General features: G+C 61.7%; 20 protein-coding genes and 2 pseudogenes. 11 read left to right on the forward strand and 11 right to left on the reverse strand.

Annotated elements, in window-relative coordinates; genetic code table 11:
- Nucleotides 1–506: DNA-3-methyladenine glycosylase (locus A5483_RS10755; protein ID WP_082864054.1), on the forward strand; the 506-nt coding region annotated here is incomplete at its 5' end.
- Between the two features lie 317 nt (nt 507–823).
- Here the strand turns inward: A5483_RS10755 and A5483_RS10760 are convergent.
- From A5483_RS10760 to A5483_RS10775, 4 genes are all read right to left on the reverse strand, one after another.
- Nucleotides 824–2,074: an anaerobic glycerol-3-phosphate dehydrogenase subunit C gene (locus A5483_RS10760; protein ID WP_002549186.1), complete on the reverse strand. Its 1,251-nt coding sequence runs from the start codon at nt 2,072–2,074 to the stop codon at nt 824–826.
- Nucleotides 2,075–2,076: 2 nt separating this feature from the next.
- Nucleotides 2,077–3,420 (reverse strand): glycerol-3-phosphate dehydrogenase subunit GlpB, encoded by a 1,344-nt coding sequence (gene glpB / locus A5483_RS10765; protein ID WP_063811804.1) that lies wholly within the window; start codon nt 3,418–3,420, stop codon nt 2,077–2,079.
- Nucleotides 3,417–5,051, reverse strand: a complete 1,635-nt coding sequence (gene glpA, locus A5483_RS10770) for an anaerobic glycerol-3-phosphate dehydrogenase subunit GlpA (protein ID WP_063811805.1) — start codon at nt 5,049–5,051, stop codon at nt 3,417–3,419. The genes glpB and glpA overlap by 4 nt, the downstream gene beginning before the upstream one ends.
- A gap of 417 nt (nt 5,052–5,468) precedes the next feature.
- Nucleotides 5,469–6,434: a 2-hydroxyacid dehydrogenase gene (locus A5483_RS10775; protein WP_063811817.1), complete on the reverse strand. Its 966-nt coding sequence runs from the start codon at nt 6,432–6,434 to the stop codon at nt 5,469–5,471.
- 75 nt (nt 6,435–6,509) lie between these two features.
- Between A5483_RS10775 and A5483_RS10780 the strand changes: the two genes are divergently transcribed.
- Nucleotides 6,510–7,016: a MarR family winged helix-turn-helix transcriptional regulator gene (locus A5483_RS10780; RefSeq protein WP_002549098.1), complete on the forward strand. Its 507-nt coding sequence runs from the start codon at nt 6,510–6,512 to the stop codon at nt 7,014–7,016.
- Nucleotides 7,013–8,746 (forward strand): chloride channel protein, encoded by a 1,734-nt coding sequence (locus A5483_RS10785; protein WP_063811806.1) that lies wholly within the window; start codon nt 7,013–7,015, stop codon nt 8,744–8,746. The genes A5483_RS10780 and A5483_RS10785 overlap by 4 nt, the downstream gene beginning before the upstream one ends.
- 2 nt (nt 8,747–8,748) lie before the next feature.
- Here the strand turns inward: A5483_RS10785 and A5483_RS10790 are convergent, their stop codons facing one another.
- A complete protein-coding gene (locus tag A5483_RS10790; RefSeq protein ID WP_063811807.1) occupies nt 8,749–10,155 on the reverse strand; it encodes an amino acid permease in 1,407 nt (468 codons plus the stop codon).
- Between the two features lie 109 nt (nt 10,156–10,264).
- A complete protein-coding gene (locus A5483_RS10795; protein ID WP_063811808.1) occupies nt 10,265–10,756 on the reverse strand; it encodes a MarR family winged helix-turn-helix transcriptional regulator in 492 nt (163 codons plus the stop codon).
- 269 nt (nt 10,757–11,025) lie between these two features.
- Between A5483_RS10795 and A5483_RS10800 the strand changes: the two genes are divergently transcribed.
- Together A5483_RS10800 and A5483_RS10805 are read left to right on the forward strand one after the other, a co-directional pair.
- Nucleotides 11,026–12,213: a metallophosphoesterase family protein gene (locus A5483_RS10800; RefSeq protein ID WP_063811809.1), complete on the forward strand. Its 1,188-nt coding sequence runs from the start codon at nt 11,026–11,028 to the stop codon at nt 12,211–12,213.
- Nucleotides 12,210–14,816, forward strand: a complete 2,607-nt coding sequence (locus tag A5483_RS10805) for an AAA family ATPase (protein ID WP_063811810.1) — start codon at nt 12,210–12,212, stop codon at nt 14,814–14,816. Before A5483_RS10800 ends, A5483_RS10805 begins: the two co-directional genes overlap by 4 nt.
- Nucleotides 14,817–14,876: 60 nt before the next feature.
- On the opposite strand, the gene A5483_RS10810 is transcribed toward A5483_RS10805, so the two are convergent.
- Nucleotides 14,877–16,217: an MATE family efflux transporter gene (locus A5483_RS10810; RefSeq protein ID WP_002549070.1), complete on the reverse strand. Its 1,341-nt coding sequence runs from the start codon at nt 16,215–16,217 to the stop codon at nt 14,877–14,879.
- Entirely contained in the window at nt 16,217–16,861 is a 645-nt protein-coding gene (locus A5483_RS10815) for a TetR/AcrR family transcriptional regulator (protein ID WP_002549142.1), read from the reverse strand. The genes A5483_RS10810 and A5483_RS10815 overlap by 1 nt, the downstream gene beginning before the upstream one ends.
- A gap of 139 nt (nt 16,862–17,000) precedes the next feature.
- Between A5483_RS10815 and A5483_RS10820 the strand changes: the two genes are divergently transcribed.
- Together A5483_RS10820 and ybaK are read left to right on the forward strand one after the other, a co-directional pair.
- A complete protein-coding gene (locus A5483_RS10820) occupies nt 17,001–17,873 on the forward strand; it encodes an aminodeoxychorismate lyase (RefSeq protein ID WP_002549193.1) in 873 nt (290 codons plus the stop codon).
- Nucleotides 17,873–18,360, forward strand: a pseudogene (gene ybaK, locus A5483_RS10825) (Cys-tRNA(Pro) deacylase). The gene A5483_RS10820 and the pseudogene ybaK overlap by 1 nt, the downstream one beginning before the upstream one ends.
- Before the next feature lie 10 nt (nt 18,361–18,370).
- Here the strand turns inward: ybaK and A5483_RS10830 are convergent.
- The 3 genes from A5483_RS10830 to A5483_RS12575 are packed head-to-tail and all read right to left on the reverse strand — an operon-like array spanning nt 18,371 to nt 20,115.
- Nucleotides 18,371–18,769, reverse strand: a complete 399-nt coding sequence (locus A5483_RS10830; protein ID WP_042842797.1) for a hypothetical protein — start codon at nt 18,767–18,769, stop codon at nt 18,371–18,373.
- A 21-nt stretch (nt 18,770–18,790) separates the two neighbouring features.
- Nucleotides 18,791–19,327, reverse strand: a complete 537-nt coding sequence (locus A5483_RS10835) for a hypothetical protein (protein ID WP_002549155.1) — start codon at nt 19,325–19,327, stop codon at nt 18,791–18,793.
- Nucleotides 19,324–20,115: a L,D-transpeptidase gene (locus A5483_RS12575; protein WP_334339193.1), complete on the reverse strand. Its 792-nt coding sequence runs from the start codon at nt 20,113–20,115 to the stop codon at nt 19,324–19,326. The genes A5483_RS10835 and A5483_RS12575 overlap by 4 nt, the downstream gene beginning before the upstream one ends.
- A gap of 136 nt (nt 20,116–20,251) precedes the next feature.
- On the opposite strand from A5483_RS12575, the gene A5483_RS10845 reads away from it, so the two are divergent.
- The 4 genes and pseudogenes from A5483_RS10845 (at nt 20,252) to A5483_RS10855 (ending at nt 25,697) form a co-directional block, all read left to right on the forward strand.
- Nucleotides 20,252–21,157, forward strand: coding sequence for a PfkB family carbohydrate kinase (locus tag A5483_RS10845; protein ID WP_063811811.1), 906 nt, complete (start codon nt 20,252–20,254; stop codon nt 21,155–21,157).
- Nucleotides 21,100–21,231: pseudogene (locus tag A5483_RS12665) on the forward strand (Fe3+-hydroxamate ABC transporter substrate-binding protein); the annotation flags it as partial. The gene A5483_RS10845 and the pseudogene A5483_RS12665, both read left to right, overlap by 58 nt.
- On the forward strand, nt 21,203–23,272 hold the full coding sequence (locus A5483_RS10850; RefSeq protein ID WP_002549117.1) for an NAD(+) synthase: 2,070 nt from the start codon (nt 21,203–21,205) through the stop codon (nt 23,270–23,272). The pseudogene A5483_RS12665 and the gene A5483_RS10850, both read left to right, overlap by 29 nt.
- A 178-nt stretch (nt 23,273–23,450) precedes the next feature.
- On the forward strand, nt 23,451–25,697 hold the full coding sequence (locus tag A5483_RS10855; protein WP_193790482.1) for a 6-phosphofructokinase: 2,247 nt from the start codon (nt 23,451–23,453) through the stop codon (nt 25,695–25,697).
- Nucleotides 25,698–25,846 lie beyond the last annotated feature (149 nt).

Below are 25,846 nucleotides of genomic sequence, written 5' to 3' on the forward strand. Positions count from 1 at the left end.
CGGTGGGGATCCGCCTCACCGAGGTCGAGGCGTACATGGGACTCAACGACCCCGCCTCCCATGCCTTTCGTGGGCCGACTCCGCGCGCCCGCGTGATGTTCGGACCGCCCTCTCACGTATACGTGTACTTGTCTTACGGCATGCACCACTGCGTGAACCTAGTGTGTTCACCAGACGGGGAAGCATCTGCCGTATTGCTGCGTGGCGGGCAGGTCATAGCAGGCCACGATGATGCCCGTCGGCGCCGCGGAAACGTCCCCGAGAACCGCCTTGCCTGTGGGCCAGGAAATATGGGGTCGGCGTTGGGTGCCAATCTCGAGGAGTCTGGAGACCCGGTAAGCCTCATCGGAAATGGCGCGGTCCCCGCCCAGGGCTGGCGCCTCGAACCCGCACTGGAGACTGCCGAATTCCGACAGGGCACGCGGGTAGGGATCAGCCGCAACACTGACGCCCCTTGGCGCTGGTGGATTCCCCAAGACCCAACGGTCTCCGGTCCCCGGACATAAGCCACAACGGTCGCAGGCCCAGCACCCCTTGCCCTGACGTGCGCGCCCAACCCCGTTGACGAAAAATCCCGACTCACAGCGGGCCACATCACAGCAGTGACCAGACCCGGCTCGAGCCGGGAATTTTTTACTACTCATGACAGGACAGCCTTGACCGCCCGTCACACCGGCCGGCGTAACGTCGCTTAATCGCAGCAGCACGTCATAAGGCCGGGACCCGCCCCCACAGCAGGTCCCGGCCAACTCCGGATCACAGGAGGTCCGGCGAAACTGAGCCCCCACACCATCGAAGAGCGGTGAGGTTCAGCAGGTTTCGATCAGTCGAGCAGGTTGTCCGACAATCCGAGCGAGTGGTGGAGCAGCCACACCGGATGCACAATCTTGACCCCAGAGGACTTGGAAATCTGCCAACGACAGGTCTCGGTATCGCACACTCCAACGCCCTCGTTGTGATCCTGCATGTGCTTGAACACACCCGCACCAATCTTCTGAGCGACCTCATAGCGCTCGGCCTTCAGACCATAGGTGCCGGCGATGCCACAGCACGGCTCGTTCGACTCCAACACCTTGACGCCCGGAATGAGCTCCATGAGCTGAACGGCCGGGAACCCCATCCCCTGGCTCTTGACCTGGCAGGGCTGGTGGTAAGGAACCGTGATATCGATCGGACGGAATTGCGAGGCGTCGAGCTCACCATTGCGATACTCGTCCATGAGGAACTCCGAAAAATCCCGGGAGCGCACCGACACGTCGTGCAGCCGAGGATCGTCAACCCCCATGATCTCATGGGCCTCGTGCTTCATCATGCCGACGCAGGAGCCGGACGAGGACACAACTGTCAGGCCCTTGCCGAGGCTGATGATCTTGTCGCACAGGCTGAGGATGTCCTTGGTGGCACCCTCGAACAGGCCGTTCGACTGCTTAGCCAAACCGCAGCAACCTTGCTTCGGGACAAGCACCTCGTAGCCCAGGTGCTCAAGCACCTCGATGGACTTTTTGGAGGTCTCGGTCTCGAAGTAGCCGCCGGCGCAGCCCTGGAAGAACACGATCGGGCCCTTGGTGGCTGGCTTGGCCGGCTTGTGGTGGCGCATCCACTTGCTGAGGGTCTCAGTCTGGGCGACTGGCATCGGGGCATCGCGATGGACCTTGATGATCTTCTCGACGGCGATACGGATCGGCTTCTGCTTGAGGCCCCAGTTAGCTAGCGGGGCGATTGGGGACAGCACGCGTCCCTCAAGGGTGGTCAGCGGGATGAGACGGTCACGCAGCGGAACACCATTCTGGTGCTTCATCTTCGCAGCAGCCTGCTCGTTGAGCTCCGCGATCTTCACACCTTGCGGGCAGTGCAGGGTGCAGATACCGCAGAAGTTGCACCACTCGAGGGAGTGGTCGACGGAAGCCCCGTCGCGGTAGCGCTCGCCCTGCGGGCCGTTGTACTTCGGACCGGTGTAGAGCGGGGTGGCCTTGGCAACCGGGCACATCGTCTCGCAGATAGTGCACTTGACGCAGGCGTCGAGCGACTGACGCGAGACCTCGTGCCCGGCGAATGTCTCCTCGATAACACCCATGATCAGTTCCTTTCCTTGATCGCGGCGCCTGCCCCGACCGATGACAGGATGGCATCGGCGGCCTTGATAGCCGAGCCGAGGGCGATGCCTTCACCCGACTTTTCCTGCCACCTGGTGGCACCGGCGATCACGCCGCCGGCGGCGTAAACATTGGAATGGACGGGCTTGCCTTGGTAGCTGACGAGCATGTTCTCGTCAACCTCAACGCCGCACAGGAAGAGCGGCTGCGGGCGACCCCAGTAGTCACCGTGGACGAGGTCCTCCTCCTTGACCCCTTCCGGCATAGTGACGGGCAGATCGAGGATGGTCTCATGCAGGTGGCCGTGGGAGTCAAGCTTGAGGGCCCCAGACTCGAAGCCACCGCCAGCAAGGACAACGGCGTCAGCCTTTATCTCCTTACCGGCGCCGGCGGTTCCGACCGTCACAGAGACAACCTTGCCGTCGGCCACCTTGCAGCCGGTGACTTTCGAACCAAGCACGTAATCGACCCGCTCGTTCTTAGCGGTCGCGACGAGCTTGTTGTTAAGCCGCATACCGGGCACGCAGGGCGGCAGGGATGCGATCTCGAACACTTCGGCGCCGAGGATCTCCTTGAAGTCGGCGAGGACCTCGCTGTGGTTGTCGATGCCCAGAACGGCAGGCAGAGCGACGATCTCACCGGGGTTGACAAAACCCTTGAGCCCCTCAGCCAGCACTCGCCGGGTACGGGCGTCGTCGAGGGAGCGGGCGATAGCCAAGCCAGTAGCGTCGTATTCGCCCTCGCGGGGCTCAAAATCGACCACGACGGCACGAGCGGAAGCATGGCCACCGCCAGGCAGCACGCCACGGCTGATGTTCTGAGCGATGAGACCAGCGTGGAAGTCCTTGTACTGGGCCAGCCCAATAACGACGACCTTGTCACCGTCTTTGAGATTACCGCTGAGCATCGACGGCGGTACCAGAGCGGTGGGACGGATCGCACCAACGGCGGTAGGCAGGTTGATTGTGGTCTCCCCATCACCGATCAGGTAGGAGTCACCGGCTACTTCGCGCAGGAAGTCGATGCCCTCCTTAACGGCCGCAACGCCGATCTTGGCGTAGGGGTGCTCGGGGTGCTGGGAAGCGAATTCTTTGACGGCCTCGTAGGGTTTCTCGACGCGATCTGGGGTGTAGCCCAGAACGTCGATCGTGCCCTGACCCAGTTGCAGGCCACCGACACCCTTGGTGACAAGGGTCACCCGGGCGCCACCGCGACGCAGGCGCAGGGCGGCGGTCAGGCCGGCCAGGCCGGATCCGATGACAACGACGTGCTGAGCGTCGAAACGGTCGGCAGTAGTCGATGTGGTGGGAACGGTTGCGGTGCTCACAGCTCGACCTCCTGCTGCGGGGTGGGAAGGTGCTCAACGTCGAAGGTGCCCTGGAAGATCCAGTCGTCAAGGGCGGTTTGACGTACCTGCTCGCCGTAGAGAATCGGCCACAGGCCGATCCACCGGTTCTTGAGGAACAGCCGCAGCAGACCAGTGGCGCGCTCGGCGTCGATTGTGCCCTCCTGGACGGCAACGCCGGTAGCGCGCATCGAGCAGAAGCCACCCTGGCAGGGACCCATGCCTAGACGCAGCTGGCGGCGCAGGTCGTCGAAGGTGGCATCGGGCTGCTCGGCCAGCAGATCGGTGAACATTTTGCGGCTCATAAGCTCGCACTCACAGATGATCTGGTTGTCGATCTTCTTAGACGACTGCACAGCCTTCGGATCGCCACCACGGACCAGACCAGTCCCGGCGCGACGCTCCTCGTTCTCACCCAGACGATGGGTAATGAGGTAGTTCTTGCCGACAGTCGATCCGGGCACGGCCTCGTCTGCAGTCCGGCAGGGGCGGTCGTCGCCAAGCTGCTCGCACATGACATCGACGACATTCTTGGCCATCAGACGGTACGTAGTGAGCTTGCCGCCGATGATCGAGACGATGCCATTGACGCCGTCGCGAGAGCCATGGTCGAGGATGCTCATACCGCGGGACATGTGGCGGGTATCGGTAGAACCGACTCGCTTGTCCTTGAATAGTGGGCGGGCGCCGGCCCAGGCGTGCACCGCGCGGGCGTCGCGGAATCCGGGGACAAGAGCTTCGCCAGAATCGAGCATCTGCTGCACCTCGTTGCGAGGAATGGACAGGCGCTCTGGATCGTCAGCCTTGACGTCGGTGGTGCCGATGATCGACACGGTGTGCACCGGCACAAGGATGTCGCCGTCAGCGGGGTAGATACAGCGGTTGACTACCGTGTTCACCAGACGGTGGTTCATGGCAATCATGATGCCGCGACCTGGCACGACGTCGACGTCATGGCAGCCAACGAGCTCAGCGATGCGTCCAGCCCATGGGCCAGCGGTGTTGATGACGAACTTGCAGTCGATGCGGATCTGCTCGTCGTGCTTAAGATCGTGGGCGACCACGGCGGTGATCTGATCACCCTCGCGAATGATTTCGGTGACGGCGGTGTAAGTCATGACCTTGGCGCCGTACTCGACGGCGGAATGGGCGGCACCCCACACCATCTGCCATCCATCGACCGAGCCGTCCTGGACAGCAAAAGCACGCTTAATGCCCGGGTTCAGACGCGGCTCGCGACGCAAGGCCTCTGCCGTGGAGATTTCCTCAAAGGGAACCTTGGACTTCTTGGCTCCTTCAATCCACTGATCAGAAAAATCCAAATCGTCCTCAGGAGTCACCACGAACAGGCCGCCAGTCTTCTCAACGGCGTCGGCATGGATCCGGGTAACGATCTCATTTTCCTCAGCGCACTCCGTCGCCGATCCAGGGTCAGAAACGACATATCGCCCACCGGAGTGGAGCAGGCCGTGGTAACGACCGGTGGTTCCTTGGCCGAGGTCGGCCTTGTCCAACAGAACGGCGCGGTATCCACGCATCGCGACGTCCCGCACGACGCCCGCACCGGTGGCACCGCCACCGATGACGACGACGTCTGCGTCCATGGTCCTCATTGAATGCTCCCTTCGAAACCATCCGGCGTGTGGGGTGTGGCTCAGGGGATCTCGGCGCCCCGCCACCGTTGCCAGGTACTTGCCAAGGTTAGGGAAAGCAATGTGCAACAACCACCGAAAACGGCTTTCGTGCATGTTCGTGCACACCCCCTAGAACAGACGTGCAAACCGCGCCATGACGCCATTTTTGTGCCACAACACCCTGTCTCCAACGCCACGATTTAGACAACTAATTAGTTGTTTAAATACAGAAAACAGGTTTGCTCAAATAGCCACTTACACACGCTTTCAGACAATTCTCGCCGCGTCATTGCGTACTCTCCTTCACGCCAATGAACACAGCTGAACCCGGCTCCCTGCCGCAAGGTCACACCACGGAGAACCGAGCGTGTCACGCCCACGCTGTAAGCGAACGGATCACTCCACTGGGGTTTCAGCCGGCTTCCCGTCAAGAACCTTCGCAATATTGCGCGCAGCCAGACGGCTCATCGCTGCGCGAGTCGGCAGGGCAGCCGATCCGATGTGGGGCAACAACACAACGTTCTCCATCGTCAGCAAGTCTGCACTGATCGTCGGCTCATCCTCAAAGACGTCCAGACCCGCACCGGCAATCGCCCCCGCCTTAAGAGCCTCCACCAGAGCAGCCTCGTCGACACAAGCGCCACGAGCGGTATTGACGAGGTAGGCGGTCTTCTTCATGGCAGCCAGGGCGTCAGCGTCGACGAGATGGCGGGTCTCATCGGTGAGCGGACAGTGCAAGGAGACGACGTCGGAATTCGCGAAGAGATCGTCGAGCTCGACGCGACGAGTCGGCTGGGTATTGGGATTGACGGCGTCGATCGCCGCAACATCCTTCTCATGACGAGCGTTGTAGATGACGTTCATGCCGAAGGCTGCTCCGCGTCGAGCCATTGCCTCACCGATCTGTCCTAGCCCAATAATGCCGAGGGTGGCCCCCTGCAAGCCGGCACCGAGCATGAAAGTGTGATCGTAGTGCCAGGCCTTGCCAGCACGCACCCACCGCTCGGCCTCGCCAGTACGACGAGTGACCTCAAGAAGCAGGGTGAAGGCAAGGTCGGCGGTAGTCTCGTGAAGGATGCCCGGGGTCGATGTGACGACTATCCCAGCCCGCCTGGCTGCGTCGAGGTCGATGTTATTAAAACCAGCGGCACACTGACCGATGACCTTAAGGTTTTTGCCTTTCCCGATCATCTCGGCGTCGAGGGGATCAGACAGGCTAGTGAGCATGGCGTCGGCGGTGACAACCTGGTTGGACAGTTCCTGGCGATCCATGAGGTGGTCGCCACCCACGACCTCGTGGCCGGCGAGTTCCTCATTGACGACGGACATGAGCTGCGGTGCGGTGACAATGATGCGAGCCATGGCATCACTGTAAGTGACCACGACACCTGCAAACAGAGCGTCGCCATAATTAATGCAATGTGCAACAATTCCACTGTGCAGATGTCGCAGGATGCAACGAACGGGCTGACTCCCGATCACGCCGATGTTGAGACCGCTCTGCAGGCATCGTGGGCCCTCGTCGACGTGGCAGCCCGCTCCCTGGTAGAACTCGCCGAAGACGTCAGCGCGCCGCAATACCGACTCCTCGTCCTTATCGACGCCGGGGTGACGCGCGGGGTCGACCTAGCTCGTGACCTCGAGGTTCACTCCTCAACCATCGCGCGCATGGTTGAGCGTCTCGTCGCAAAAGGGCTTATCGACCGCTCCCCCGATCCCGACGATCGTCGCGCCAACGTGCTCTCCCTGACGAAGCGAGGAGCCACACTCGTGCAAAACGTCAATGAACACCGTCGCCGTCAACTCGTCGACTTACTCAGCCACCTCGAGCCCGGCGAGATCGACACCGTCGTCACCGGATTCACCCTATTTACCCGCGCGGCCGAGGCCACCGGCCACGGCACTCCCAACCACTCCTGCGCAGAGGACTCCAGCCAGCAATGACCGAGACCGCCGTCCACCCCGAGACCCAGGCCGCATGGGCCAAACGACTCAGGCGCCTCCGCCGTGCCCTCGTCCCGCACCGCCCCAAGGCGTTCCGAGACTCCCTCAACCGCTGGCTACTCATGGGCACAGTCATCGGCATTGTCTCAGGCGTCGGGGCCATCATCTTTTTCTTCTGCCTGGAAACCGGCACCCATTGGCTACTCGAAACGTTGGGCAGCTATACCCCACCGGGCACCTTAGGCGAGGGAGGCGGTGTCACCGGCACTAAACTGGCCCGCCCCTGGGCCATCCCACTCGTCGTCACCGGAGGCGCCCTGGTTTCGGGAACCCTGGTGTACTTCATCGCGCCCACAGCCAAGGGGCATGGCACTGACAACGCTATTTATGCCGTCCATCACGACCCCACGGCTCTCAAGGGGAAAGTCGCGGCGGTCAAGATCATCGCCTCCTCCCTCGTGATAGGTTCCGGCGGCTCGGGGGGACGTGAGGGGCCCACTGCCCAGATCAGCGCAACCGTCATCTCTTCACTGTGCAAGAAGCTCAAGATCGCCACCCCAGACGCCCGGATCGCCGTCTCGGCAGCCACCGCCTCGGGCATCGGTGCTATCTTCCGCGCCCCGCTGGGTGGTGCTCTGTTAGGTGCGGAACTTCTCTACCGCGACGACATGGAATCCGACGCGATCATGCCCTCCTTGGTGTCGTCGATCGTCGCCTTCGCGGTCTTCGGGTCGGTGTACGGATTCGAACCAATCTTCGGATCGCTCAGCGGAGTGCAGTTCTCCCAGCCCTTGCAACTCATCTGGTTCGTCCTGCTAGGCCTCACTGCTGGCCTGATGGGCAAACTCTATGTTGAGGTCTTCTATGGCGGTACCACGCTTTTTGACCGCCTCGACAAGGTTCCTGGCTGGCTCGTCCCAGCTATCGGTGGTTTGGGAGTCGGGCTGCTTGGCCTCGTCATTCCGGCAGCTCTGGGCACCGGTTACGGCTCGGTGCAGCAAGAAATGTTCGCTGACACTCTCATGCGGATGCCAATGCTCATGGTGCTGGCAATCCCCTTCGCCAAGATCCTCTCGACGACCCTGTCCATTGGATCAGGCGGTTCCGGCGGCGTCTTCGGCCCCGGCATGGTTATTGGTGGAGCCACTGGCGCTGCGCTGTGGCGCATCCTCGAGGGCTTGCCAGGCATCCCATCGTCCCCGATGAGCTTCGTCATTGTCGGTATGATCGCCTGCTTCGGCTCGGTCGCCCATGCCCCGCTCGGCATGCTCCTCATGGTTGGCGAGATGACCGGAAACTTGTCAATGCTCGCCCCCGGCATGATTGCCGTCGCCGTCGCTGGCCGAGTCGTCGGAGACACGTCGATCTACACCTCCCAGCTCAGGGATCGCTTGGAGGGCCGACGCGTCCATGCCATGGGGCGCATCACGAAACCATCAGAGCCTAAGCCCGAAGATGAGGTAGCTCGCCCGAAGCCCGCCATCAAGAAGCCATCCGGGAAGAACACCTGCCCCTCGAAGCCCGCCGCTGAGTCAACGCTTGCCAAGCCGCAAGCCAAGCCCACAACGGTTCCCTCCCCCAACCCGGCCACGGCTCCGGCCCCAACAGCCGCTGACCGGCGTGCCACATCTCAGATCGTCCCGGAAGTCATTCGGGCCAAGGACCGCAAACGCGAACTGCTCGCTCGATTCCCCGCGCCCCCAGACGATCCGGGTCCGTCATCCGCCTGAGTTCAGTCCGTCGTGGGATGGAAGGGGCTGCGTCCAGCGTGACGAGACCACCCCACCCCAATGACATAGAGGATGACGACAAGTGCCCCCGTCGACATCAACTGAGCGCGTACGCCGGGGGCAAACATGCCTAACACCACGATGGCGATCAGCAGGATCATTGCTGCCCAGTTCACCACCGGGAATCCTTTGAGCCGCATTGGCAGTGGCGTGCCCTCCTTCTCAGCGCGACGACGCAGCACGTATTGGGAGCAGATGGTGAAGAAGTAGGTGACGATGATGGCTGAGCCGACGATGTTAAGCAAAGTACCGAGTACGGCGTCGCCCCATTCGAAGGTAGCCAGCACACAGCAGAACCCAAAGGCCACGCTGGCCAGCACCGCGACTGTGGGCACCGAACGGCCTCTGGTTCGCATAGCAAAGCGAGGCGCCATCCCGCGTTCCGCCAAGGATCCCAGCATCCGGGCGGCCCCGTAAAGGTTGGCATTGAGGGAGCTCAGTAAGGCCAACACAATTACCAGGGTCATGACCTCAGAGGCTGCGGGGATACCGGCCCGGTCAAGAACGGCCACGAAGGGGGAGGTGCTGAGTTCAGGGTCATCCCAAGGCACTGCAATCACCATGACGGCTACTGAACCCATGTAGAACAGCAGGATTCGCCAGACGATAGTGCGCACCGCCCGGGACACATTATGGGCGGGATCTTCAGTTTCGGCAGCCGCCACCGCCATGATCTCGATGCCGCCGAAGCTGAAAGCGACCAACAACAGGGCCGCCGCCACCCCAGACCACCCATTGGGCATAAATCCGCCGTGACCGGGAAGGTTAGATGTTCCCGCCGCGGGGGCAGCTAAGACACCGCAGATAAGCAACACACCGATGGCCAGGAAGACGACGACGGCGACCACCTTGAGCAGAGCAAACCAGAATTCGAACTCCCCGAATCTGTCGACTCCCAGCAGGTTGATCGCGGTGAGGACGACTAGGAAGATGAGGGTGAGCAGCCAGACGGGGGCAATTGGCCACATAGCGACAAGGGTCGACGCGGCCGCAATCGCCTCAGCCGCAACAACGACGACTAGCTCGATCCACCAGACCCACCCCACCGCAAAGCCAGCTGCTGAGCCCATCGCCCGGGATGTATAGACCGAAAACGCCCCGGAATCGGGATGTGCTGCAACCATCTCGCCGAGCATGTGCATGATCGCGATGACGAGCAATCCGGCGACAATATATGCCACTAAAGTTGCCGGCCCAGCTGCAACCACGCCCTTGCCAGAGCCAACAAACAGTCCGGTCCCGATGGCCGATCCCAGGCTCATCATCACCAGATGACGACCCTTCATACGGGGCTTGTTCGTAGCGGGTTCGCCAGGTCCCGCGGGGGTGTCCGTGGACGCTACTGCCATGTGTGCTCCTCATCTGCGTCGGTGGGGCTGATGCTAAAGCTGGTGTGGTCCGCGGATATTGACGTTTCCCTAGACGAGACGTGACATGGCGCGGCAATGCGATCTGGTCTCACTCGGGATCTGTGGGGTTGACCTTGCTTTCTGCAGCGAGACTCTGGCGAATTCGCGAAAGGATGGCCTCTAGGTCATTGAGATGGCCGCAATCAAGCCCGCCAAAGAAGACCCGTCGGACCAGAGCAACGTGGCCTGGGGCGGCCTGTTGCAGTGCCGCGGCACCCTGATCGGTGAGGTGAATGACGGCCCCTCTGCCGTCACAACAGCAGACGCGACGCTCGACGAGGCCTCGCTTCTTCATACGCGTAAGGTGATGAGACAGTCGAGATCGCTCCCATCCCATGTGCTCTGCCAAAGCCACGACTCTCATCTGAGCGCCGTCGGCTTCACAAAGACGCACGAGCACCTCAAAGTCCTGCACCGACAGTTGCGAATCGCGGGACAGCTGACGGTTGAGCACGGCAGGCAGGGTGGTCGATACCTCCAGCCACAAGCGCCATATACGCTGCTGGTGGTCGTCGAGCCAAGCGGTGGGATCCTCAGTCACAGCGCCTCCTTCGTTGCCGAGTATATGGGGACGGTAAACACATCTTCTGACACCGAAGCACACTCTTGTTGACGCGTCCCCTTCAAGTTAAACGCGGCCCTCGGGATCGGTGGCGTGCTGGTGTCCGACAACGTCACCTGGGGGCTTGAGATCAGCAGACCAAGCAGAACTGAGTCTCGGGGTTCCGCTGAGATTGGCTTTGACAAGCCAGAACATCAACGGAACACGCGTACACCAACAGTGACTGAGTCATTTCCTATCATGCTGCCATGGCGAGATTCCTCCACACCTCAGATTGGCAACTGGGGATGACTCGGCACTACTTGTCGAAGCGCGGCGACGACGACCCACAGGCACGGTTTACTGCCGATCGGATCGAGGCGGTGCGCAGGCTGGGCGACATTGCCCGGCAGGAGGACTGCGCGTTTGTCGTCGTAGCCGGAGACGTCTTTGAAACTCACAATGTCTCCGCTCAGATCATTGCCCGCGCGTGTGAGGCGATGGCTTCCATTGATCTGCCCGTGTACCTCTTGCCCGGAAATCACGACAGTCTAGAACCGGGTTGTCTGTGGGATGGGCCAGAATTCACACGGCGGTGTCCGAGCAACGTCCAGGTGCTGCGAGACCAAGCAGAAATCCAGGTCACTGACGGAAACGGGATCGTCATCGCGACGATCGTCGCCGCCCCACTAACGACCCGCCACCCGTCGACCGATCCCCTCGCCGAGCTTGCGAAGGGATTGGAGCCCACCCAGACACCACGCATCCTGGTCGGTCATGGCCAGCTTGAAGGGCTATCGGGAGATACTCGTGAAGCCCTCATCTCGCGAGCACCTCTCGACGACGCGATTGCTCGAGGGGCGCTGAGCTATGTGGCATTGGGTGATCGTCACATCGCCTGGCCTGTCAACGATGACCACGCCGCCATCCGGTTCAGCGGAACCCAGGAAACAACGAGCTTCAATGAGGAGAGTGTCGGCACTGCGGTGGTCGTCGACCTCGGCGATCCTCTTACCTGCCAGACGATCAATGTCGGCACGTGGCTGCATGCCCGAGTGAGCCAGGAGGTAGCCAGCGGCGCCGATCTGCAGGCTCTGCGCGATAAGTTAAACTCTTTCGACCACCGGGATCGCACTATCATCCGCTACGACCTTCACGGCCAGGTCACCATCTCCCAGAAGGCAGAACTCGACGAGATCATCGCTGATTATGAAACCGTCTTCGCAAGCCTTGAACCGAGTGAAAATCGCCATGACCTCACTTTGGTGGGAGACGATGCCAGCCTGACGGAGGCTGATGTGCCCGGCTGGGTACGAGATGCCGCCGAAGAATTGTCGGGCATGTGCGCCACCAGTGAAGACGCCGTCGCTGCGCTCACCCTGCTACACCGTCTCGTCAGCACTGAAGGAGCCGGTACCGCGCCCGCCACTGCACATACGGCGGAGGTGTCACGATGAAGCTGCACCGCATCCACGTCAAAAATTTCAAAGCAATTGACGAACGCACCCTCGAATTGCCCGACTGCGGGATTGTCATTGCAGCTGGACGCAACGAGATCGGCAAGACCTCCATGGTGGAAGCCCTCGACCTGCTGCTTGATACCGGCACCAAGGCCTCGTCGAAGTCCCGCAAAGTTCGCAATGCGCAGCCTTACGGTACATCTTTGCAGGTGGTCATCGAAGCCGAGATGACGATCGGCGAGCACCGCTTCGTCCATCGCAAGTGCTTCCTCAAGGACAAGGAGTCCTCACTGAAATTCCTTGCCGGGCCCCGCGCCGGCGAGACCATCACCGACGACGAGGCCGTCGAGACGATGGAAACTCTGTTGTCTGGCGCAGACCTGACGCTGTGGAACGCGCTGCGCCTCATGCAAGCTAGTGGGCTGTCCCCGTTGCGGCTGGACTCCTCCCAGGCCCTCACCGCCGCCTTAGAACAGGCTGGCGGGAAGCAGCCCGATGAAGGCTCCGGAGGCGGGCTTATGGATCGAGTCAGAGCTGAGTATGAGAAGTACTTCACACCCAAGGGGTCGGAGCGGCGCAACGTCTTCGCAGATCGCGACGAGCTCGAAGACGTTCGCAGCAACCTTGCCGAAGGGCAACGGAAGCTCGCAGAGGTCGACGACGTCGTTGAGTCCCTCAGCAGAATCAACGAACAAATCAGCCACGATGAGACCGTGGTGGCGTCTACCAAGACCGACTGCCAGCAAGCTGAGGCTGCCCTCGCAAGCCTCACCGAACTTGAGAAGGAGGTCGAGACCACTAGACGTACTGCCAAGGAAGCAACGCAGCGTCATGCCGAAGCTAAGACGGCCCACGACATGCGAGCCAAACTCATTGATGATCTTGCTACTGCCCAAAACGAGCATAAGCACTGCCAACAAGTAGCCGCAGAGCTAGCGGGGCTGGGCCGAAGCGTCACCGCGGAACACGAGGAAGCCCAGACGGCTCTCGATGAGGCTCAGGCGAAGGTTGTCGAGGCAGAGGAGGCCGAAACCCAAGCTCGGCAGACCCTTGCCACAGCGCGAGTCGGTGAAGAGTCTGCTAAGGCTCGGCAGCAGCTCGACCGGATCAATGAGCTCAAGGAGCGCATAGCGGCCGAACAGCGCCGCCTCGACGCCGAGAAGGTAACCAGCCAGGCGCTATCCGAGCTGAGGAAAGCCGTCAAGGCCGACGACCTTGCTCGCGACAAAGCATCGATGGCCAGCCCACAGCTAGCCATCGAGCACCTCGCCGCAGGAGTTTCGCTACGCATTGACGGCACCGACCTTGATGTACCGATCGGCGCAACAAACCAGCGCCGGGTGGATGGCGAGCTCGTTATGGAGATGGGTGAGGCTTGGCGAGTGCGGATCTCCCCCACGTCGGAGGTCATGGCCCTAGGGCATGATGCCGAGAAGGCCCATCAAGCCGTGGTGTCACAACTCGAAGATTTAGGTGTGACGAGCCTGGAGCAGGCAGAGTCCCGTCTGGCTGAACGCAAAGTCATGGAAACTCACATCTCTTCCTGGCAGGAACACCTCGAAGGGGAACAAGGCGAAGCCACTATCCAAGAGCTTGAAGCCATGGCCGAGCGTGACGCCGAAACCGTCAGTACCACGGTTGCCGAAGCTCAAAAGCTGGAAGAAGAAGCGGTCGTCGCAGCGAATGAAGCGCGTACCGCCCAGCGTCAGGCTGACAATCGACTGAGAGCAGTGGAGGAACGCCGCATCGAGGCCCACGAGAAGGTCTTCCGGGCAAATGTCGACGCTGAAAAAGCTGCCGAGACGGTTGCCAGGATCGCTACCGAGCTGACGACTGCACGCGAGATCACCAGCGATGAGGCCCTAGCCGAGGCTCTCGCCACTGCTCAGGAGCAGGCTCGACTCGCACGGGCCCAGGCCGACCGCGCCCAGGCCGCGCTAGCGGAACGCAACCCCGAGCAGGTCCACACCGAAGCTGAAGGAACGCGGGTGGCGTTGACGACCGCGACCGACCGCCTCGAAAGCAACATCCGTCGACGGGCAGAGCTCAACGGACAGCTGCAGGGGCTCGGCCGCCAGCAGCGTCAGATCGAGGTCGACACTCTCACCATTAAGGAACACCAACTGGCCCGAAGAGTGGCTGGACTGGAGCAGCGTGCGCGGTCGGCCAAGTTGCTGTACCAGACCCTGGCAGCCCACCTGGAACAAGTACGGCAGTCCTACGTGGCACCCTTCACCACCCAAATCGACCGGATTGGGCGTGGGGTCTTTGGTCAGGATCTGCACGTCGAGATCGACTCCACCTTGTCAGTCGTGGCGCGCCAGCTCAATGGCTCCCGGCTGGAATGGGACCAGTTGTCATCAGGGGCCCGCGAGCAATTGGGGCTGGTCGTGCGGCTGGCCGCCGCTCGGCTCGTCGACCCCGACGACGGGGTGCCGGTGATCCTCGACGATGCCCTGGTCTACTCCGACCCCGTGAGGGTCAGGCACATCCTTGGCGAGGTCGCCCAGGGGGCCCAAACTAGCCAGATCGTGGTGCTCACTAGTGCCCCAGAGAGGTACGACTCCGTACCCGGAGCGCAGCACGTGAACTTCGAGTGACGCTGGTAGCTTACGTCGGCCACGGGCCACCAGTTCCGCCTCTGAGCTCCCGGAACCCGCTTAGACGCCGGTCCTCATCCAGGCGTCGCCACGCGCACGCCATGCCAGGATGGCGCAGCGCACAATCATGAACCCGCTGAAGGCGATCCACAGCCAGACCACCGCCGCGGCCGGATCCGACGGCGCCAATAGGTGCACAGCCCAGGCCATCGGCAGATACACCAGGAGCATGACGACCTGAGCACCCGACAGCCATCGACCGTCACCAGCCCCAATGAGCACCCCATCGAGGACAAAGGCCGGGCCAGCAACGATCTGCTGGGCCGCCACGACAAGCAAACCGGCAGCAACCGCGCGATGTACGGCAGGATCGTCGGTATACAGAGCAGGAACCAGCCGATGGAAAGCTGCCAGCACGATGCCAATAACAACACCCGCCACAAGCCCCCATCGCGTCATCGTAGCTGTCAGCGACCGGGTGCGACGGATGTCACCAGCGCCCAGACTCGCCCCGGTGAGGGCCTGGCCGGCAATACCCAAGGCGTCCATGGTCATAAGCAGCAGGTTCCACATCGTCATCGTCACCTGATATGACGCCATGGTGATCGCTCCAGACTGGGCCGCGACCCAAGTCGTCACGTAGAGGGCAGCCCGCAACGCCAAGGTGCGGATGAGCAACGGGATGCCCTCACGCAAACTAAAAGCAATACCACTCAGGTGCGGCACCAGACCCAAGTCGAGACCGCGAGTTCGCATCCGCAACACCCATACCAGAGCTACGGCCATGGCTATCTGACAGACGAGGGTGCCGATGGCAGACCCTTGGATACCCCAGCCCATGCCAAGCACAAACCACAGATTGAGCACCAGGTTCGCGCTAAAGGTAACAATGGTCACGACTAAGGGCGTACGGGTGTCCTGGAACCCACGCAGCACACCCGTGACCGCCATCGTGGCGAGCATCGCGGGCACCCCAAACCCGGTAATACGAAGATAGCGTCCCGCCTGTTCCGCAACTGCGCCGCTAGCTCCAAACCAACCTGCCACCGTCGTCGGAATAGCCACCAGCATGATCGCCACGAGCAGACCAATGATGAGGGACAGCCACAAGCCATCCACACCAACCTGAGCAGCTCCTTGACGATCCCCCGCCCCCATCCGACGCGACGATGTTGCCGTCGTCGCGTAGGCAAGGAAGACAAAAAGCCCTGTGAATGTCGTCAAGGCTGCCGAAGCCACGCCCAAACCTGCCAACTCGGCGGTGCCCAGATGCCCGACCACTGCGGAGTCTGCAACAAGGAATAACGGCTCAGCGACCAAAGACAAGAAGGCGGGTACCGCCAGATTCAGGATCTGGCGGTACCCGGCCTCAGAACCGGAATCGCTACCCCTCCGAACCATCAGGCTCTTGCCATCGCGCCACGTAGGGACGCACGAATGACATCGAGAACCCGGTCGGCCCGCTCAGGGGTTTCCTCACCACGCAGGGGACCGGAATTCGACAGCGCCGCAAAACCGTGAAGCACGGACCACAGAAGAATGACGAGGCCTCGGACGTCGTGGTCGGGAAGCGTGACCTCTGGATGTGACAGAACATCCCGGATCACCGAATCGGGCAGATTCGGTGCCGCCGTCGGGTCCGCTTTAAGAGCGCCGAGCCCCGCATCCGAGATGCGGTAAGCGACGTCGAACAGCCCCGGCTCACTCAAAACGAAATCAAGATATGCGCGGCAGGCGGCCACGAGTTGAGAAACTGCCACAACCTCATCGTCAATGGGTTGGGCCTCAGCCACCGCTTCACGCATCGCGCCGCCGATCTGGTCAGCAGCCACCAGGCCCACCTCATCGAGGAGAGCCTCCCGATTGGCGAAGTGACGGTACGCGGCGTTAGGTGATACGCCTGCGCGGCGGGTAGCCTCGCGCAGCACGACAGCCTCGGCGCCTCCGCTGCGAGCCATCTTCAAACCCTCCTCTACGAGAGCTTCATGAAGATGACCGTGATGGTATGTCTGACGTGATTGCGACGAGCGATGCGTCTCCGTCATTAAAGATCCCCCGGTCCGTTAGTAATGTGACGCCAACCTGGCTGGCTGAACGCTGACGCCCAACCGTATATGACATCTCTGTGGCCTCAGGATGACAGCCCCTATGACCACTCAACCATCACTCAACTAGGCTGAACGCATGAATTCAAGTGTTCCATACCTACTAGCTATACTCGGTGAAGGGGTCGTGCCGCCATCCACCATGGTGTGCCATGCAGACGACCTCGGGCTAGTGCGCGGGGACGGCGTCTTCGACACAACTCGTATCGTGACTGCCCAAGATGGCACGTCGCGAATCGACCACCTCGACGAGCATCTGTCCCGGTTCGCCCGCTCCATCGCTGGAGTGGACGGCCCCACCCCCGACTTGGACTCCTGGAACCGCCTCATCGAAGAGGCGGCACGCACCTGGCGTATCCCCGGTGAGGCTGCCCTCAAACTCGTCTACACCAATGGCCGCCAGGTCGTCCCCGGACCTCCCCGAGGTTTTCTCATCATCTCTCCCCTGTCCGAAACTGCAATCGAGGAACGGGATGGGATCGACGTGCTGCGCCTATCCCGGGGGGTCACTAGCGACGCCTTCACTGACGCCCCCTGGCTTCTCGGTGGGGTCAAGACCCTGTCCTATGCCGTCAATGTCGCAGCCCTGCGCTACGCCCAATCTCAGGGCGCCGACGACGTCATCTTCACCTCCACCGACGGTTACCTGCTCGAAGGACCAACCTCTGGGTTAGTCATCGAGGCCGCCGACGGACTGTGGACAACCCCCACCGGCACCACCGGCATCTTGGGCTCCATTACCGTCAGTACCGTGTTCGAAGCGGCTGGCGAGGACGGGGTCAAGACATCTACCCGCCTCATGAAGCGCGATGAGGTGTTGCGCGCCCAGGGGGCCTGGCTGTTGTCGTCAGTGCGTGGCGTCGCTCCCATCCTCAGCGTTGACGGCCACCCAGCTCCCCAAGACGAAGACATGACCCACCGGTTGCGGGCTTGGGCAGGATTTGAGAACTGATGCCTGCTTCCGACTCTGCATCTGCGGCAACTAACGCCCTCGCCAAGGCCAAGATCCCGCACATCCTGCATAGCTACGACCACGATCCCTCCAACCACCACTTTGGCGAGGAGGGGGCGGCGAAGCTTGGACTTGACCCGGCCATCATGTTGAAGACCCTGGTCGTCGAGCTGCTCCCCTCAGGCAAGCTTGCCGTCGCCGTCGTTCCGGTGAGTTGCCAGCTTGATCTCAAAGCCTTCGCCTCAGCCATGGGTGCGAAAAAGTCGCCATGGCCGCCCCAGCGGCAGCAGAGCGCGCCACTGGGTACATCGTCGGGGGAATTTCTCCCTTAGGGCAGAAAAAACGGCTACCCATCTGCATCGAGGAGTCGGTGCTAGGGCAGCCGCGGGTGTTGGTTTCAGGCGGACGTCGAGGTCTGTCGGTGGAATTGTCGCCGTCAGATCTGGTGGCCGTCACCGGGGCGGTGACGGCAAAAATCTCCTGCTGACGTCACGCGGTCACTTACTCGAGTTCTTGCTGATCGAGCGAGGCAGCACGAACAGCCCGATCACAATGACGACACCAAGCACCACGTGAATCCACTTGATGGCGCCACCGTTGCTCAGCTCACCGAGAACGTACTGGACAAGGATCAGCACGGCCATACCGGCGGCGTGACCGACCACAGCCGACGGTCCGCCGCGACGCTTCCACATCACGGCCAAGACAGCCGTGACGATGGTCGCCAGCAGGGTCACAATGCCGAACCCCATGTGCGCGTCGCCGAGGCCATGAACCCCGGAAAGCATGAAACAGGCCAAAACAGCCTGAATGATCACGGACCCAACGGCAACCCAGGCGCAGATTGTCAGAGCCTTAGGAGCAGGGGGGATAGTCGAGGTGCGCTGTTGTGTCATGACCCCACTCTAAGCCACGGCTTATCGTGAGTTCCGGCCCACCATCACCCATGGCCCCCACCAGCATCCCAACGCACTAGCTACCACGACAGCTGGCCACGAGATTTCCGCTACCGCCGACAGATCCGGGACCAGAGCGTATAGACCTGCTGTGCCAACCAAAACTGTCACTGCCCCTACTGCCCCGCCAGCGATGCGTTGGCTCCCCTGCCGGGCGAGGCGTCCGCCCAACAGAGCCGCCATGAGGACAACCGGAACGATGAGAATCACCGTTACTCCCATGGTGTAAAGCAACCCGACCAAGAGACTGTCGAACCATCCTTGTGCCGGCATGCCCGTCTTGGTGCCGTCTATGCCAGGGCTCGTCGCCCAGACGGCCAAGGTCAGCCCCCACACCAGTCCAGTAATGGCCATAGCAGCAACAAAAGCACCAGCCGACCTACTCACCCGCGCTGACTCGGTGGTGGCACCCAGAACGTCTGAGCTGCCCTGATCGACGTTGTGGCCCAGTCGCGCGACCACATCGAGGGTGTCTTCCTCGTTGCGTCGACGGCTCACCGTACCTTCACCTTCGTGCCTTCATGAGCGAAGTGGTAGAGGGCCTCAGAATCTTTAGGAGCCAGCCGAGCACAGCCGTGACTTGAATAGCCGGGCAATCCCAGCGTGTAGATAGGCTGGGCAAGTTTCTTGGTCTTTTCGTCCCAGGGAACCTGATGGAAACCGATAGTTCCCGTCGCTCCAGGGCGTTGATAAAAAGACAAGAAATTAGGGATATACCAGCGGATGCCATCCTCAGTAAACGCCGCGTGACGCGTCTTATATTGAATTTCGTAGTTTCCGGCAGGGGTCTTCCACGGCTCAGCGGTAGTGAGCATGACCCGCTTCACTCGACCGTGACTAACGAGGTAGACACGATTCTCCGCTTTGATCCACAGGACGTAGCTGCCAGCTCCAGCCGAGGACTTCGCGCCGACGGCAAGAGATGCTGCTGGTGGGGTCCGGCCAGGTGCTACCGGAGCCGAATCGTCAACCTTCGGACCCGCAGAATCTTCGGGATCATTGGCACCGTCATTGCCAGATGGCCCGTCTAGTTCTGATTGTTTATGCGTAGCTGGAGCGGTCGATTCCGGGGAGGCCGTAGAACAGGCCCCGGGATATTGGTGACGGGAACGCAAATCTCCCGCACCACGAACGGAGTCGATACAGGGTGCTGAAGCGGGCATTGACGATCCGCAACCAGCAACTAAGCAAACCATTGCCGCTAGGGCAGCAAAAAACCTGCCGCCACGCCACAGGCCTGAGCCGACGTGCGGTTCCCGGTTCCGGGTACTTCCGGAGGCATGCATCAGGTCCAGCTTAGAGGCCCCGCCGCGACCAGCCGAATACGACGTCAGTCGCAGAGCAACAAATGATCCCCTCAAGGCGCGACTCCTCACGCCTTGAGGGGGGAGACTGGTAAAGGCCGATAGGAGGGCGAGAACTATGACGAGGGCACTTGTTATTGGGGAGTCGTTGATTGATGTTGTCAACGATGGCGCTCAGATGAGTGAACATCCTGGGGGTTCCCCGATGAATGTCGCGGTCGGTCTGGCGCGCTTGGGACGCGACGTCGAGCTAGCCACCTGGATTGGCGACGACGCCCACGGTCACATCATCACCGACTACGTTGCTGCTGACAATGTGCATCTGGCCGCAGCATCGCGGGGCGCCACCCGCACCTCTACAGCTACCGCCACCTTGACCGGCGCACAGGCCAGCTATCAGTTCGACCTCGACTGGGCACTACCGGCCATCCACATTCCACAGCATTGTCTAGTGGTGCATACCGGGTCACTGGCCTGCGGAATAGACCCAGGACGCCGCGTCGTGGCCCAGACGGTGGCCACAGCGCGGGCGGCCTCAACGATCACCTTCGACCCCAATGTTCGCCCGAGCCTATTGGGCGACCCACATACTGCACGTGAAGATCTGGAACAGTTCGTGCGGCTAGCCGATGTTGTTAAGGCCTCTGATGAGGATCTGACCTGGCTGGGACAAGGCGCTGACCCGGTTGAGATGCTGACCGAATGGATGGGGATGGGGCCACGTCTGGGCATTATGACGATGGGCGAACATGGCGTCATGGCAATGGCGGCCCACGGCCTCGAGATGCGGGTCCCCGGAGAGCGGGTCAAAATCGTCGATACTGTCGGTGCTGGAGATTCGTTCATGTCGGCAACCATTGACGGGCTATGGACGGCCGGGTTACTGGGCGCCGATCACCGTGCAGACCTCGGTCGGATCGAACCCGGGGTATTGCGCCAAGTGTTGCAGCGGGCAGCCCGCATCGCCGCGATTACCGTCACCCGCACTGGCGCGAACCCACCGCGCACCGCCGAATTGGGGTGACCGAAGGTTCCCCGCCTCCGCACCAGTGTCTGCGAGACTGGGCCCATGAAGGGGAACTTCCACTCGATTTATGACCAAGGATTTGCGCGAATCGCCGCCTGCACCACGACGGTGCACATCGGTGATCCCGCCTCGAACGTGGCGGGAATTCTCGACACCTGCCGGGAACTCGATTCCCAAGACGTCGCGATCGCCGTGTTCCCCGAGCTGTGCCTAACTGGCTATGCCATCGACGATCTGCTGCTTCAAGACGTCGTACTTGACGCCGTACTCGACGCTATCGAAACGTTGCGCCAGGCCTCCCGCAGCCTCTTTCCGGTCATCATCGTCGGGGCACCGTTACAACACGGCAACCGGCTCTACAACTGCGCGGTCGTGATCCATCGTGGTCAGATCCTCGGTGTGGTGCCAAAGAGTCATCTCCCCAACTACCGGGAGTTCTACGAAAAACGTCATTTCGCCGCCGGCGCGGGCACTACCGGGACGATCGACCTGTCCGGGCGACAAAAATCTCACGCAGCTTCTACTGAGATCCCCTTCGGACCCGACCAGCTTTTCCGAGCCACCGATCTGCCTGATCTCACCCTCCATGTGGAGGTGTGCGAGGACCTCTGGGTGCCGGTCGCCCCGTCTTCCCGGGCCGCTCTTGTCGGGGCCGTCGTGGAGGTGAACCTCTCGGGTTCCCCCATCACCGTCGGAAAATCCCGCCAGCGCCACGAGCTGTGCAAAGTCACGTCCTCGCGCAACCTGCAGGCCTACGTCTATGCGGCCGCCGGCCCCGGAGAGTCCAGCACAGATCTGTCCTGGGACGGCCAGACGATGATCTACGAAAACGGTTCCCTCCTTGCCGCCACCGACAGGTTCTCCCCTGAACCGACCTACTGCCTGGCCGACATCGACCTCGACCTGCTGCGGCAGGAGAGGCTGCGTCAGGGATCTTTCGACGACAACGCCCTCGCGCAACCCGCCGAAGCCCCGTGGCGCACCACCGCCTTTACCCTCGACCCGCCCCACGATGACATCGGCCTGAGACGCCCCGTCGACCGCTTTCCCTTTGTCCCCAACGACCCTGATCAGCTCGCCCAAGATTGCTACGAGGCCTACAACATCCAGGTCTATGGGCTGCGTCGTCGACTCGAGTCGATTGGATCACCGAAGGTCGTCATCGGGGTTTCCGGCGGTCTCGACTCCACTCACGCTTTGCTTGTCGCCGCCAAAGCAATGGATCAGATGGATCGGCCGCGCACCGACATCCTCGCCTTTACAATGCCGGGCTTCGCCACCACCGACCACACCAAAAACAACGCCCTAGATCTGTGTCACGCCCTCGACATCCCATGTGAGGTGTTGGACATCCGGCCGGCCGCCACCCAGATGCTCAAAGGGATGGGCCACCCGGCCGGCGACGGTACCGAAGTGTACGACGTCACCTTCGAAAACGTCCAGGCCGGGCTGCGCTATGACTACCTGTTCCGGATAGCTAACCAGCGTGGCGGCATCGTGCTGGGCACGGGTGACCTGTCGGAACTGGCACTGGGCTGGTGCACCTTCGGGGTCGGTGATCAAATGAGCCACTACGGGGTCAACACCGGAGTCCCCAAAACCCTCATTCAGCACCTCATCCGGTGGTGCATTTCGTCGGGCCAGTTCAACGAGGCCACCAATGTGGTACTCGAGTCGGTGTTAGGGACAGAAATCTCCCCCGAGCTTGTCCCAGCTCGCCCAGGCGAGAAGATCCAGTCCACTCAGGAAAAAATAGGCCCTTACGAACTGCAAGACTTCACCCTGTATCACCTGCTGCGCTATGGGATGCGCCCCAGCCGGATCGTTTTCCTGTCGCACCACGCCTGGCGGGATGCGTCGGTAGGTTCCTGGCCTCCCGGGTTCCACGACGAGGACCGGCACTCCTATGACCTGTCATCAATCAAGGACTGGACGCGGCTGTTCCTGCGCCGATTCGTCGGGAATCAGTTCAAACGGTCGACCCTTCCGAATGGTCCCAAAGTTGTCGCCGGGGGTTCACTGAGTCCGCGCGGTGACTGGCGCATGCCCTCGGATGCCGTCGCCCGAGCCTGGCTTGATGACCTCGAGACGGTTCCCGATGAGCGATCCTAAGCCGCCCCGCCCGTGCCCCGGGGATAATTCTCGCCTCGGGCCCCGGCGTTGAGGCACCTCTTTCAGCCAGTGACCTTCAACCGATGACAAAAAATCCCGACAGCCGGGACTAGCAGTCACAATTCACCCGCTGCCCGCTAGCGCGCGGCAATATTGAGCTGTGCGTGTTGATGACGAGATGAGGCTCACCCCCGCTCTCCCCGATGGTCATGGTTTGCGCATCGGCATCTTGACCAGCGGGGGCGACGCTCAGGGTATGAACGCCGCGGTGCGGGCCGTGGTGCGCTCGGCGCTGAGTGTGGGAGCCGAGGTCTATGCGATCTACGAGGGCTACCAGGGAATGATCGATGGTGGCGACGGCATCCGTAAATTCAGGTGGGATGACGTTGGCTCGATCCTCAACCGTGGCGGCACCGTAATCGGGACCTTCCGTTGTAAAGGGATGCGCGAACGCCCGGGACGCCTGAAGGCTGTCAGAAATCTCCTTGAACACGGGATCGATCGTCTCGTCGTCATAGGCGGTGACGGTTCGCTCACCGGCCTGAATGTGCTGCGCACCGAGTGGACCGAGCTGGTCGCTGAACTCGTCGATACCGGCCAGGTCAGCGCCGAGGTAGCCCGCGAACATCCCGCCCTCATGATCGCCGGGCTCGTCGGATCCATCGACAATGACCTCGTCGGATCCGATATGACTATCGGCGCCGACACCGCTCTGCACCGCATTGTCGATGCCATCGACGACCTTTCTTCCACCGCAGCCAGCCACCAGCGATCCTTCGTCGTTGAGGTGATGGGTCGTCACTGCGGCTACCTCGCCCTTATGGCAGCAGTCGCCGGCGGTGCTGACTACGCCCTCATTCCGGAACGGCCGCCCGAAAACGGCTGGGAGGACCGCATGTGCGCCGAACTCAAGCGTGGCCGTCAGGCGGGTCGACGCGATTCGATCGTCATCGTCGCGGAGGGCGCCACCGATCGTGCCGGCAACCGGATCTCGTCGGAGTATGTCCGTCAGGTGCTCGAGGACAAACTCGGTGAGGACGCCCGGGTTACCATCCTGGGCCACGTCCAGCGCGGCGGACGACCGTCGGCCTATGACCGCTGGGCATCGACGTGGCTGGGTTATCACGCGGTTCACGAGGTGCTCTCGACCACGCCAGAGGCCGAAGGTCGTGTTATCGGTACCGGGTCCAACCGCATTCATCGCCTTCCCCTGGTCAAGGCCGTCGCTGACACGAAGTTGGTGCCCGGTCTTATCGAGGAGGGTCGCTACAACGAGGCCATGCGAATGAGGGGTCGTTCCTTCGTCGAGATGGGCGCCATCTTCACCGAGCTCAGTGAGCCAGCCCGTACCACCTCTGACACCGCCGGTGACGCCGACCGCAAACGCATCGCGATCATGCACGCCGGTGGTCCGGCTCCGGGCATGAATACTGCTGCTCGTGCGGCAGTGCGGCTGGCGATTTCCCGCGGCCATACCGTTATGGGTATCCATAATGGGTTCGTCGGGTTGGCGGCCGGGGACATGTCGGAGTTGGCCTGGAGTGACGTCGAGGGCTGGACCGGGGAAGGCGGCGCCGAGCTGGGCACCCGCCGCGAAGTCCCCAACACTCGCGATCTCTACGCTGTCAGCCGCGCTCTAGAGGACAATCACATCGACGCACTGCTCGTCATCGGTGGCTACTCCGCCTACGAAGGTATCTACACCATGACGACCGAGCGGGACCGGTATCCGGCTTTCCGTATTCCGACGGTGTGCATCCCGGCCTCGATCGACAACAACCTCCCTGGTTCGGAGCTATCCATCGGCGCCGACAGCGCCCTGAACGTCATTGTCGAGGCGATGGACAAGGTCAAGGAGTCTGGTATTGCTTCTAGGCGTTGTTTCGTCGTCGAGACGATGGGCCGTGACTGCGGGTATCTCGCGCTGATGTCGGGTATTGCCGCTGGTGCCGAGCGGATCTACACCAACGAGGACGGCATCTCTCTGGACGATCTAGCCAACGACGTTCACTGGTTGCGGGAGTCCTTCGCCCACGGACGCCGACTGTTCCTTGCTGTGCGCAACGAGAACGCGTCGCACAATTACACTACCGACTTCATCGCGCGGCTGCTGGAGGAGGAGTCCCACGGGATGTATGACGTGCGCCAGGTGGTGCTGGGACATATGCAACAGGGCGGCTCACCGTCTCCGTTCGACCGCTTGCTCGCCACCCGGCTCGCGTACCGTGCTCTCAATCTCATTGACGACGAGTTGGCGGCCCATCACGACGGCTCATGGTTTATCGGCGTCAGCGAGGCTGGCATGCGACCCAGTTCGATGGACACCATGCCTTCTCTTATTGACGCTGCTCACCGTCGTCCCCGGGAACCGTGGTGGCTGCAACTAGGAATCATTGCCCGGACGGTCTCGGACGAGGTGCGGTGAGTCGCTAGGCCTCTTGGGAACTCAAGACATGGTGGTGGGGGTGGTGTGCCACCCCCACCACCACGAACCTCACAACACCTCCGAAACCCCCACAGACTCAATACCCAACGCCTCACCCACCGGCGCACTCACCAACCTGCCACCATGAG

Origin of the sequence: Cutibacterium namnetense, assembly GCF_001642025.1 — a bacterium.
Taxonomy (GTDB): Bacteria; Actinomycetota; Actinomycetes; order Propionibacteriales; family Propionibacteriaceae; genus Cutibacterium; species Cutibacterium namnetense.